At 52.6% G+C, this 13252-nt stretch carries 6 protein-coding genes and 2 pseudogenes; 2 read left to right on the top strand and 6 right to left on the bottom strand.

Annotated elements, in window-relative coordinates; genetic code table 11:
- Window positions 1-559: 559 nt before the first annotated feature.
- The 3 genes from ACGYLY_RS20720 to ACGYLY_RS20710 form a co-directional block, all read right to left on the bottom strand.
- Window positions 560-2143: an aldehyde dehydrogenase family protein gene (locus tag ACGYLY_RS20720; RefSeq protein WP_395284649.1), complete on the bottom strand. Its 1584-nt coding sequence runs from the start codon at window positions 2141-2143 to the stop codon at window positions 560-562.
- A 240-nt stretch (window positions 2144-2383) separates the two neighbouring features.
- On the bottom strand, window positions 2384-3826 hold the full coding sequence (locus tag ACGYLY_RS20715) for a sodium/proline symporter (protein ID WP_395284650.1): 1443 nt from the start codon (window positions 3824-3826) through the stop codon (window positions 2384-2386).
- 128 nt (window positions 3827-3954) lie between these two features.
- Window positions 3955-4707: an IclR family transcriptional regulator gene (locus tag ACGYLY_RS20710; RefSeq protein ID WP_395284651.1), complete on the bottom strand. Its 753-nt coding sequence runs from the start codon at window positions 4705-4707 to the stop codon at window positions 3955-3957.
- 508 nt (window positions 4708-5215) lie between these two features.
- Between ACGYLY_RS20710 and ACGYLY_RS20705 the strand changes: the two genes are divergently transcribed.
- Window positions 5216-6049, top strand: a complete 834-nt coding sequence (locus tag ACGYLY_RS20705; protein ID WP_231187723.1) for a proline dehydrogenase family protein — start codon at window positions 5216-5218, stop codon at window positions 6047-6049.
- Window positions 6050-6501: 452 nt separating this feature from the next.
- Window positions 6502-6606, top strand: coding sequence for a hypothetical protein (locus ACGYLY_RS20700; RefSeq protein ID WP_395284652.1), 105 nt, complete (start codon window positions 6502-6504; stop codon window positions 6604-6606).
- A 1726-nt stretch (window positions 6607-8332) separates the two neighbouring features.
- Here the strand turns inward: ACGYLY_RS20700 and ACGYLY_RS20695 are convergent.
- From ACGYLY_RS20695 to ACGYLY_RS20685, 3 genes and pseudogenes are all read right to left on the bottom strand, one after another.
- Complete coding sequence (locus tag ACGYLY_RS20695; protein WP_395284929.1) at window positions 8333-8797, bottom strand: IclR family transcriptional regulator; 465 nt, start codon at window positions 8795-8797, stop codon at window positions 8333-8335.
- Window positions 8798-8893: 96 nt separating this feature from the next.
- A pseudogene (locus ACGYLY_RS20690) lies at window positions 8894-9094 on the bottom strand (helix-turn-helix domain-containing protein); the annotation flags it as partial.
- An 878-nt stretch (window positions 9095-9972) separates the two neighbouring features.
- Window positions 9973-13044: pseudogene (locus tag ACGYLY_RS20685) on the bottom strand (FAD-binding and (Fe-S)-binding domain-containing protein).
- Between the last annotated feature and the right edge of the window lie 208 nt (window positions 13045-13252).

Below are 13252 nucleotides of genomic sequence, written 5' to 3'. Positions count from 1 at the left end.
TGTCCACAGCAGTGAGGCAACCAAAAATCATAAAATCTATAATTCGATCAGAAACCAATTCTAAGATTCAGTTCGAAGTGTTGCAGAAGGGTATATTGGCTAAAATCGCTCATTCTGGGCTCTCTTTACTGGTTGTAGTCTCATCTTCCGGGTGAATAAGTTTGATATCGCAATATAGAGTTTATTTACTCGGGTGGTCCTGATAACGGTTGATAGAACGGTTCTATCGGGGTTTTACACTGGGAGTGGTGGTGTCCTGTCTACTTCTGCTTAATATACTAATCGGAAGTGGATACCCCCCCGATACCCCTACTGAAATCTATGGAGGTGTGATGGCTCTAGTCGAAGACGACTGGCGAATAATTGAAGTCCGGAACAACAGCTCCCTGGGTGTGTGAGACGTCCTTTTCGCCAAATAGGCACTTCGGCGATGTCGAGTGTATGAGGGCCACAGAGCATGAGCGCCGCGAAGTTGCATGGGATGTATCGCTCACGATATCAAATATTCTATGGCTCAGTGAAATCGATCAACTATCCGTGATGCTCCTCAGCCAATCGTTTAGTTAACTTGCGTTCGACTCTGTTCCCGCATGAACTGCTGGAGGTACCAATAACCGCCAGCAAATTTACCTGTCGTCCCTGAGTACTTCCATCCACCGAACGGCTGTGCTTGAACCAGTGCACCAGTTGTCGCACTCTGAGAGCGGTTCACATAACACATTCCAGACTCGATTTCATCAAACCAGCGGTCGATCTCACCGTCGTCTTGAGAGAAGAGTCCAGCACAGAGCCCGTACTCGGAGTCATTCGACTTCTCAATTCCTTCGTCGAGATCAGATATCGGGTGAATCGTGACGAACGGAAGGAAGTGCTCTTCACGCGCAAGTTCGTGACCGTGAGGGATATCAGTGACTACCGTCGGTTCGACAAACCGACCGTCTGCGAGGTTATCGACTGTAACGACATTTCCACCGGTTCGAACTGTCCCCTCCTCTTCAGCGCGTTCGCAGATGTCCGTGTACGATTCGAGCGCACTATCATTAATGATCGGTGATATGAAGGTATTTCGTTCAGTCCCCCGACCGATCTTCAAATTTTTCGTTTCGGCGACTAGTCGATCCGTGAATTCATCGATTCTGTCCTCTTGAACGTACACACGTGAAGTCGCGGAACATTTCTGTCCGCTGAAAGAGAACGCTCCTTTCATCACGCCCTCTACCGCGTCGTCAAGTTCTGCAGTATCACTGACGATAACTGGGTTCTTTCCACCGAGTTCAGCGATGACAGGCCCATGTTTTCCTTGCTCGGAGAATGTCTCTTGAATAGACAGTCCGACTCTTCGCGATCCGGTGAAAACTACACCCGAAACGTCTTCGTGTTCGATCAGAGGCTGGCCGACATCGCGTCCACCGCCCATAACGAGATTTAGAACACCCTCCGGAATTCCTGCCTCGATGAAGATTTCGACACACTTGTGTGCAATCAGTGATGTCGTTTTCGCGGGTTTTGCGACGACCGTATTACCGGTGATCAACGCACCGCCGGTCATACCGACGAATATAGCCATTGGGAAGTTGAACGGTGCGACAACTGCAAACACACCGTACGGTCGCAGCAAATTCTTGGTATGCTGGCCAGGAGTCGGCTCTCCAGTGTCGAAATCATATCCATTAGACCGCTCTAATTCACGGCTGTAGAATTCGAGGAAGTCGATAGATTCGTCAACGTCAGCCATCGCTTCCTTCCGGTTCTTCCCGTTCTCTAGGGAAATTATCGCCGCGAGTTCGAATTTCCGGTCTCGCATGATATCCGCAGCGGTACGGAAGATATCCACACGGGTATCGACATCGGAAGCCTCCCATTCGGAGGTGACGGTATTAGCTGCGCTGACGGCAGCGTCCACGTCTTCCGAACTTCCGGCAGTGAACTCACCAATTGTCACGTTCAGATTCCCGGGAGATACGACGTCGAAATGGTCATCCGTATCGACCCGCTCACCGTCGATCCAAAGGTGGTGGTTCCCTCCGAGTTCCGCTTTGACGGTCTCGACGGCTTCCTCGTACGCTTCGTGAAACTCCTCGACGTTACCGTTTTGGTTGTACCCGTGAAACGTCAACTCGTTATCAAAGTCTCTTGCTTGCACAACCGTAGCAGGTAGTTGATTGGTATTATAGCTTGTGATTTACTACCATAGTCTATTCGGAAAAGCCACCGATGCCACGCGATTGTAGGTCCGCTCTTCCGACTGAAAAGACGCCAGTGAACGGACAAAGCGCGGCAATGAAAACGACGTTCCACGGACGGTCGCACTCTCCGCATGACGTCGTGGTGCGTGCTGACGTTCAGAGGTGTGTTCCCTGTCGACCCCCCGTCGTCCGTGCCGTCAATCCTGATTCGCAGCGCTCGTGGACGGGGAAGGGCTAGTTAGCTCCTCGCTCGGCCACAGCAACGAGGCACCGATTGCGGCGGCGAACCCAATTGGCGGCGCGATAAGACGAACCGTGATGACCGAGTTCATTCCGAAAGCGATCCAAAGAATGGTCGTGCCGGGACCGGCGACGAATGCCGCCACGAGGCCTGCCACGGAGAGGTTCCGTCGCCAGAAGAAGAGAAGAGTGAATGCCGGCCCGAAGGCGGAGAAGAGCCCGGTGCCGGAGTAACTCACGAGGGTGTACACGAGGTTCGACGTCAGGAGTGCGATCACGAGCCCGATCACGCCGACCGCAAGCGTGGCGACCCGGGAAACGCGTAGTTGGGCTTTCTCGCTGAAGTCCTGTCCTTTCTTCAGAATATCGGTGTAGACGTCCTGTGCGACCGCGGAACTAGCGACGACGATTTGCGAGGAGGCCGTCGACATCATCGCCGCCAACGCGCCCGCGAGGAGGATTCCCCCGAGCAGTCCGGGGAGATGTTTCAGGACCATGAATGGGAGGACCATCTCGCGATCTGCCTGCAGTGCTTGCGGAGCACCGTCAATGACGCGTGCAAGGAGGCCGAGGAGCACTGCGCCAGACGAGGTCAGGATGCCCCAAATGGTCGCTACGATGATGGCCGAGCGGCGGTCGTCGCTGTTACGAACCGCCATGAACCGAGCGTCAAGGTGCGGGTAGCCGCCGAGATACAGGAAGAACCAACTCAGGTTGGCGCCGAGGAAAACAAGCGCGGCGGCACCGGTCCGTCCCCCGAACAACGCCGCCCGGTTTCCCCCGGAAGCCGCAAGTCCGCCCAATAGAGAGGTGGAAGGATCGAGGAATACGCCCACGAGAAGATACCCTGGAAGCACGACAAGCGTGAACACCATTAACAATGCTTGCATCACATCGGTCCAGACGACGGACGGAAATCCGCCAGCGAGCGAGTACGCCGTAACGACGCCACCGATGAGGAGGACTCCGATGACAGGATCGATTCCGAAGGCCTTCTTGAAGATGTTACCGCCGGCGAGGAACTGTGACCCCACATAGCCCATGTAGAACACGAAGGTGATGAGCGCCGGGAGCGCACGAGTAACTGGCGAGTTACCGGGGAGTTTCTCAGCGAGGAGTCCGATTGGCGTAACTGCACCCGTCTCCTTGCGACCCTCCATAAACGGCCGCGCGTAGACGATCCACTGGAAAATGGCCCCACCGGTCGTGCCAACGAGCACCCAGATAGCGGAGAGGCCAACCGACCACGCTAATCCAGGCACGCCCAGGAGAAGCCATCCAGACATTCCGGAACTTCGTTCGGAGAGTGCGAGTGCCCAGCCAGGAATCTGTTCGCCCCCGAGAAAGAAGTCCTCCTCGGAGGAGACCAACTTCGACCCCCAGTGACCGATCGCTACCACTACGATCAGATAGCCAACTAGCCCGATAATGGTTTCCATGCCCGCTTGTACCATAGTCATATGAGAATTTTTGGCATAATATATGAATGTATTGGTATGGACTCATCTCCTGCGAGTTACGACCCTACTCAGTCGAGTTCGGTCTCGATCTCGGCGATCGTGTCGAACAGTTGCTCTACTGTTTGTTCCTCGATCTGCTCGTCGGTCATTCGGTAGGTCGCACCGTCTACGGCGAGGCCGCCGAGGACGTACCCGTTGGGCTTCGTTATCTTCGCACCAACGCTTCGGAGCCCCTCACGCTGTTCCTCGTCGTTGATCGCATACCCTCGTTCACGGACTAACTCTAGTTCCGCCTTCAGTGCATCCCGATCCGTGATCGTGTTCTCCGTGAATTTTGGGAGCCCCCAGCGGTCGATGATCTCGTCGACACGTTCTTCGGACATCTCCGCGAGCAACATCTTTCCGCTTGCAGTCACGTGCATGTGAAGGTACTGACCAATCTTGAAGTCGGTCATCGCGGAGCCACCGATGTTGTGGTAGACCACGACGAGACGACCGTTCTCCTCGGTGGCGAAGGAGATTTCTTCGGGTATCCGGTCGGCGAGATCTCGCGCTTTCGAACGTACGACGTCAAACGCGGGCTCCTTGTTCTTAGCATGCTGGGCGTGCGAGATGAACCGCAGACCCAGCTGGTACACCCCGTGTTCTTTCACCACGTACCCGAGCTTCTCGAGAGTGGTCAGATGATAGTACAGCGTACTCTTGGAGAGCTCAAGCTGCGACTTGAGCTCCGAAAACGTCGCTCCATCCGCGTTCTCGATGGCGTGAACTACTGCGAACGACGTTTCCGTCGTAGTGAACGTCCGGCTTCCGTCTGTCATAGTATCACATCACACAGCCCCGACGCAAAAGGGTTCTCATTATGGGAACCGCGTGCTGGTAGCCACTCTCGCCCGGGAAACCGCAATCACATCGGTAAATTAGCACGTAGTTCACACTATTCGAACCGATCGCCAACCTCCGAGATTACACCGCCATGGTCGAAGGCCAGCGGTGACACCCGCCCACCTCCGTTACAGAACTACTTCTGTAATACTCGTCCCGCTGTCTTCCTGGAGTGGGCTGTGAGAGGGGACAAGTACTGGTCGGTCCCCATCATCCGCTATGCTACTTCACACTATTCGAAAGGATTTGCACATTGATTGACCTGCCACCCTTGCTACCGTCGGAACGTACCACGTCATGGTGAGCGGTACCATCTTCCATGTGTACAATCACCTACCGGTTCTACTATTGTGAATAATACCCGCATGCGGGTTTCATAGCAGTTGTCCACCGTTATTCGGGAAAATAGAATCATTTTTGCCATCCGAACGTCGAGTGATATTCGTGATTCCACCGATCGCAAACAACTTCGTCGCCGACGAGTCGACCGAAGGAGCATTGGAGTACGCCGCCGAGCTCAACGACCGAGGTATCGGCGCCATTCTCAACCTCCTCGGCGAACACTATCACGAGCGCTCCCCCGCGTTCGAGGACGCAGCAGAGTATCGCCATCTGACCGCGGAGATCGATGACCGCAATCTCGATGCGTCCATCAGCGTCAAGCCCAGTCAAGTCGGTCTCAACGTCAGCACAGACGCCTTTGTCGAAAACCTCGAAAACATAGTCGACCGCGCCATTGACCACGATGTTTTTGTTTGGGTCGACATGGAGGACCACACGACGACCGACGCGACACTCGATGCCGTCGTCGAGAACGCCGAACGCGACGGGGCTGATATGGGTGTCGCTATCCAGGCGAACCTCAAGCGGACCGACGAGGACCTCGAGCGACTCGCCGAGAGCGATGCGACAGTTCGCCTCGTCAAGGGAGCGTACGATGAACCTGCCTCGATTGCACATGTGGACAAATCACGGGTGAACGAAGCCTATGAGAAGCACCTCGACTTCCTCTTCCGCGAATCCGAGCGCGTTTCTGTCGGCAGCCACGACCCACGGATGATCTCGCTTGCCCGAAACCTTCACGACGAGTATGGTACTCCCTTTGAAGTCCAAATGCTCATGGGTGTCCGTGACGACGCGCAGGTCGACCTGGCGGATGACGGGGTGCGTGTGGTTCAATACGTCCCCTACGGGGGAAAGTGGGCTCAGTACTTCTATCGCCGAGTCATGGAGCGCAAGGAGAACCTACTGTTCGCGGCCCGCGCGATTCTCTCGTGACGATGCGACGCATTTCGACATCAACCGAGACATCGATTAACAACCCTACGGCAGCGTGTGAGACGTAGAACTCAGGAAGAACGAGAAAGACGATCGAATATCATCGTCTACTGTGAGCTGAAAAAATGTGAAAGGGCCGCGATGACAGTCGAGCGGGGGCAATTGGGGACAGACACTGAGCTACGAGTCGCATCTGTTTCCTGCCAGACTGTTCATTGTGTCCCTGTCATCCAAGGACATTCACTACCTTTCCAAGACAGTGTTTATATCTGTCCTTTTTACCGTCCATTTTTCTATCCGTATTGTTCAACGAGCACGGTCGTTCCATAACTGAATCGCCGGGTGGCTGTATCGATAGCCATCCGTTTCGGTCATATTGAGTGCTCAATCGACCGAGTTTCGACAATTGTCGATAGATAATTTTATGATTGACGATACTATAGTACGAATCGATGCGTTACAAATGTAATCGTTGTGGTTCAAACAGCATCGTTCGGGACTACGGAACCTGGTCGTGCGAAAGTTGTGGTTACGTGCCACCACATGGAGCAGATTAGCTCGAAGTAGGAACGGAGACTCGTGGACTCTCGGATTCGATTCAGATCCATACGCGAATCGGACGTTCACGCTATGCATTCGTCGAAGACCCAGACGAACAGGAACCCAACTCATCGAACGAGACGGGATCGATGGAGATCTCCCTCCATTCTAATCACCATACATAACAAACCGTTGGAGATCTGGGGGTGGCACGGGCTAGATTCTCTTCTCTTCGGTAGGAATTCAACTGTCGAACGGTCGGGACGTCTCTAGTGGCCATAGTAATGTGAAAAACATTCAAGACACCGATCACCGCAAGGACGACTGTCTACTCACGACTTCTGGAAGCAATCGAAACGTAGTCCGTGTGTATCAAACCATTTCGATCAAGTTCCGCTCGGTAGAGTCGAACCGAACTCTCGACCAAATCAGAAAGAAAACGATCCGAAACCTGTATTCTTCGCTGTAACAAACCTCATTCTTATAATTATACTCCTCGCTAGCTTGTGTAAAGACGCAACCGGCAAATCGGTGGGAAGCCGGTCAAACGATTGGATACTAAGCAATGATTGTTCTGGGATATTGTATTATTTATTCAAGGCCACTCGCCATTGGTTTGCGACAAGTACGCCTACGAGGGCTCCGTCGGTTTTGTCGACTGCGGGCCAAATTTGTACCAAATAACTGTTCAGTACAATGATTGCTCCGTGATATGATTTTCGTACGTCGAAGCGACGGAGAATCGTTCTCGGACCTCTGATTGGTATCCGGTCGCGTGAAAGCGGACAGCAATAGCCTGATGGGCGCCCACAGAACGTTTCGCGTTCCGGTATACAACGGAACTCGACGCATGTCGTTAGCATCCCCGTTCACTCACACGCCCACCATTCGATATTCGCCGTTTCTAACCCCAACGAATGTACACTCGGTATGAACTGGTTTTAATCGCGGAGGACAACGGTCTCACACCCTCGTGTTTTGTATCTGTTATTGCAGACGTAGAGCATTTTTTAGCTGGTCGAGTACCCCTCTGTCGATTGGTTCGTTAGTCCATGACATGCCTTTAGATGATCACTATTTATAAGGAATAAATACATTCATCCAGCCGTATTGAACTGCGACTCTTCCGGTGCTTCTCAACAGGATATTGAAAATAGGACGGTCAAAATTATTTACTATCCCTCGGATAACATTCATTTGCTTTTCATATATCTACGACCTCCGACTGTGATCACCCGCTAATAAGCGGAAGTAGGCCACCCCCGGTACCTTCGAATCAATCTATGCGCCATTCTTCTTGCGCTCTTCAGTGTAGACCGCTCACATTTAGCGGCCCTTCAATGGCTACATAGGCTCGCTGGCAGCGTGTCCGAGCCGCCGTCGGCGACGATAATGCAAGTCAATATCGACAGGATCGCTGTCAAAGTAAGGAAACTGGTTGTGGGTATATACCGCAATATAACTTGGTACGAAGTTGTCAGCCAGTGCAATTTTTAGTCAACATGGCAATGATTCGGTGGCTGTGTTTCTGTCCGGATTGGCTGAGAAATGCAATCTCTCGAAATCCGTGCTTCTCGTCGATGGATACGAATATCGGACTGCCCTCTTTCGAATTGAATCGTGCGGACGACTCGATTACACGAACCGAAATCTGATTATTGTACAATAGTGTGATCTACAGTCTGTATTCGTTGTTCAACGCTGGCATCGGTCGAAAAGAACTAAATTGAACGCTGATTTTGGTTATTGACTATATTGGTAATTTATTGAGATCGAACTTGATGCTTCACGAATTCTTTGTTGCAGTTGACTCTGATACGATTCATCTCGCACCCGATCGCTCGGCGCAATTATGCCCACAGCACCTAAAACAGCATCATTGACAAGAATTGGAGCAGCAACAATACCCATGCCGCTGACCTGCTCATCCCAGTCGACTGCATATCCTTCTTCGCGAATTTCTTCTAGCTCATCCGTTAGGGAGTTGATATTAGTAATTGTCCGGTCAGTCATTGACTCCAATCCATGCCTGTCAATAATTTCGTCAACACGATTTTCGGAAAGATGGGCCAAGATAGCTTTTCCAGAAGCATGCGTATGAAGCGGTGTCCGCATGCCGGGATACATCCCAAGATCCAACGCCTGGTCTCCGCGTTCATAGTGGAGAATAACTGCCTGTCCATTATCTTCGGCGTTGATATCTGCCACTTCTCCGGTCTCTGCAACCACCTGCTGGAGTTCGCTTCGTGCAACTCTAAACAAGCGACTCCGATACTTGACCCGCCCTCCAATAGTAAGTGGCTTGTAACTAAGGTGATGTTTTCCTCGTGTCCGTGTAATGTATCCTATTGACTGTAGAGTTTGAAGATAATCATAGATCGTGCTTTCCGGGACGTCCAACTGTTCCGCGAGTTCGGATGTAGTAGCACTGGTTTGCTCCCAGAGTATCTCAATAATCTCGAACGCCCTATGAACTGTTTTGAGCGGTATGGGGTCACCAGACATATACAGCAATAATCGGGAAGTCTATTTGTAATTTGCGATTATTTCGCAATCACTTCTCACATCTTCTTACGTTCAATAACTGCAGTCGTCTGCATTGCTAGATCGTGGAGAAGTAGAATTGACGATCCAACCACTACATAAATGGAATTTCAGTATAAATTCTAGAAATATCTTATGATTAATGGTGATCGTTGCGGGACGAATTTCGATTATCTCGCAAAAAAGAGCCAGCCATCTGCCGAATGGTACTTATATACGAGAGGATATGGCGCCGCTTATACCGTCATCGCCGGTTCTTGCTGACTCCACCGGTTCTCGGTTCTACCCGGCGATCTGTTACACCACTAATTTTGTAAAGGCATGGTTTAGACGCGAATGACCCGGTAGAACAGCCAGTCAGTAGAAGACGTACACCTGTACTCATGTCCATCCTTATTGCGAGTATCTCGCAATGCCTGCATAACGGAAGATTGTCGGGAATCACATAGATAAATGATCTACCGATACTTTGCCGAGCAAATATCCGATACTAGTCGGGAATAATATAAGATCCCTCTGGGTAATCTGGGCGTCGTTCTGATCGTATTGACACATTCCATTTCTATTCCACGATCTGCTAACGTTGCGGTTGCACTAATCAAACGATCAGGGGACACAACGGAAGGCCAAGTCCGCCTCTGTTTCTTGGACCGAGTCGACGAACTCGTATCCGAAGACAGCCTCCGAACGTTGTACCTTGAGTTTTCGGGTTTTATCGTTCTGCTCTCCACGCCACCGTATTCACCAAGAAGTGACCTCCTGAGACTTGTTACGTTGATTGATAGTGGACTATCTGCTCGATACCCAGTCGACAGTTGTCGTGATGAGTCACAGAGCGATCACCGCGGAAGTGCGTACGCGAGTAATTCTATTGGTGTTGGGGGTTCGTCTCTATCAAGCGATGTGCCAGCGAGTGAACTGTTCGACGAAACCGGTTGGATTCGACTATCGGCGAGTTGGGTTCGACACGACGTTCCCGGTGCAGTAACGACCTCAGCCTCGCTTTCGTCGATCTGATCGAAGAGGATCTTGCCGATAGCTTTGCTCAGGGAGTAATGTTCTGCCTCGTATCCGAACGTACCGGCCATACCACAGCAGCCCGAGTCGAGAGGATCAACGGTGTACCCGGCTCGTCGGAGGACACCGACCGCGTGATGATCTTTTTTCTCGGCCTTCTGGTGGCAGTGACCATGGTATACGAGCGATTCGGCAGGTGTGTTCCAGTCGACATTTTCGTCCAGTCGGAACGTGTCTAAATACTCACAGAGTCCGTAGGCGTTCGCAGCAACTGCTTCGACTTCGTCACCGGAGCATACATCAAGAGCGTCAGATTGGAACATCACCGCGTCGGACGGTTCCGCGACGACGATATCCCACCCATCGCGAACACGCGGCTCGAGTTCTTTTACATCCCTTTTCACGGTCTCTCGAGCACTATCGACGAATCCTTTCGATAACGCTGGCCGACCGCTATCGGTTTCGGTTGCTATATCGACGTGAACACCCGCAGCCTCAAGAACGCGTACTGCTGCTTTCCCGACTTCCGGATGACTATAGTTGGTGTAGGTGTCTGCAAAGAGGACGACTTTCCGTTCGGCTTCTGATTTTGGGATGAGGGGTTTGCATTCGTCGAACCAGTCTTGTAGCGTCTCTCGGTGGAACTTCGGTAGCGACCGCTCGCTCGCAATCCCGACCGTTTTTTGGGTAACCGTCCCCATTGCTGGAAGTGATTGTACAAGATTCGATACCGGTGCTAGTGCACTTCCGATCATTGCGAGCGTATCGAAATTGGCGAAAATCTTGTCGCGAAGACTTGCACCGTATTTTTCATGCCGTTCGTGCATGACTTCAGTTTTGAGTTTCGCCATGTCAACGCCGCTTGGACAGTCCCGCTTACACCCTTTACATCCGATACAGAGATCAAGAACGTCCTCGGCGAATTCATCGTCCGTAGGATCATCGGGAAGATCACCGCTCATTGCCTGTCTAAGGAGGTTCGCCCTGCCACGGGTCGTCGTAATCTCCTCTTCAGCGGCTCTATAGGTCGGACACATCACTCCACCCGTGGTTTCCTGGGATCCGCGACACCCTCCACACCCATGACAAAGCTCGACCATTCCCTGCATCCCGTTCTTATTCTTCCAGTTCAACGATGGCTCAAATCCAGCGTCGAACTCATACTCCTCGTCGTACCGAAGGTGTTCAGTCATAGCATGGTCGCCGCAAACATTCCCCGGATTGAGTAACCACTTCGGATCGAACGCGGATTTCAGGTCGCGAAATACCTCCCAAAGGTCGTTACCGTACAGTTTACGATTCCACTGGGTGCGCGCGCGCCCGTCGCCGTGCTCGCCGGAAACGCTGCCATCGAATTCGACGACCATATCGGTAACCGCGTCCGCGATGGCGACCATGTCTTCGCGATCAGCGGTAGCCTTCGTGTTGATCAGCGGGCGTACATGGAGAACACCCGGGCCGGCGTGGGCATAGAATGCCGCATCGGCATCACGATTCTTTTCGGTAAGTAGCGACTGAAACCGCTCGACGAATTCCGGGAGGTGTTCCGGCGGAACTGCACAGTCTTCGATGAAACTAATGTGCTTTTCGTCGGAGGTTCGAGAGAGCAGGATCGGGAGGCCAGCCTTCCGGAGTGTTCAAAACATCGCCCGTTCATCCGCAACATGGGCCTCCAATCCGGTGAACGCGAATGTTTCGCTATTAGTTGGTCGATTTTCGGAAGGGGGTATTTCAGTGGCAGTTTTTGGAGTCCTATCGGCGAGGAGGGTCGCAGTCTGTTCCCGGCCGTGGTTGGTATCATCGGCGTAAAATTCGACGAGGAGCCCCGCTTCTGCCTCACTCGGGACGATCGAAGCCGCTTCTTCAAACTCGGTCGTCTCTCTCGCGAGGCCGAGAAGCACGTCATCGATGAGTTCGACCGCAGCAGGGTCGTGTTCGAGCACGTACTGGACATCGGTCACGGCGTCGAGGACGCTCTCGTAGAACAGCAGTGACACTGCTTTCGTCGTTGGGACTGGCTCGAGTGACACTTCGGCTTTGGTAACGATAGCAAGGGTACCTTCGCTCCCTGCGAGCAAGCGAGCGAGATTGACCGTCCCCGTCTCAGCCTCCTCGACGAGTACGTCGAGGTTGTAGCCCGAGACGTTACGTTTCATCTCGGGAAACCGGTCCCGAACTTCATCGCCCTTTTCGTCGATAATCCTGACTATTTCCGCACACACCTGTTCAAACAGCGATCCGTCACAATCGGCAGACAGACGGAGCTTTTCGACACTTATCTCGCCGAGTGTGACGACTGTTCCATCGGCCAATACGACTTCACATTCCTCAACGTAGACGTCGGTCTTGCCGTAGACGAGCGAGTGTGCTCCGGTTGAGTTGTTTCCGATTGCCCCACCGATTACGCTACGGTCACCAGCGGCCGGGTCGGGCGCAAATTTCAGATCGTGCGGAGAAAGTGCCTCGTTGAGGTCACCAAGGACCGTACCCGCTTCAACCCGAGCCCGTTGCTCTTCCGGGTTGATTGCCACGATATCATCCATGTATCGGGTGAGATCGAGTACGACGGCCTCGTTGATTGCTTGCCCTGCCAGGCTCGTCCCACCGCCACGTGGTAGGAGCGGGATTCCTCGGTCAGCACAATAGGTGACGGTTGTCGCGACGTCATCGGTTGATTTTGGGAAAACGACGCCAATCGGCGTGATCTCGTATGCGCTTGCATCGGTAGCATACAGTTGTCGCGTGTAGGTATCGAACCGAACGTCACCGGCAACTCGGTCGCGGATATCCTCTACGAGCGCCGGTCGATCGATCTCATCTGGGACGAAATCATATGATTTGTGATCTGCGGTATCATCTCCTTCCTCGAATGCTGTAGTGGAGTTCGTCGTCATCTTCGGTTCAACGCTCAAATAGTTACCACACCTTTCCCACCAATAAATCGTTCGACACACAGTTAGTTATTCGAAATAATATCACTGTATCGTTGGAAATCCGTGGTCGCAAGCGCACGTCTTCGAAATGCGATCACCCACCGGGAAGGCTCTTTTCGGGAGCGTTGCTCGGCAGGGTACACTTCGTTCGGAATTGTCGATATTATTC

The organism is Haladaptatus sp. CMAA 1909, from assembly GCF_043952005.1.
Classification (GTDB): domain Archaea; phylum Halobacteriota; class Halobacteria; order Halobacteriales; family Haladaptataceae; genus Haladaptatus.
The sequence above is the reverse complement of the archived record's forward strand: the minus strand, read 5'-3'. Positions and strand labels throughout refer to the sequence as shown.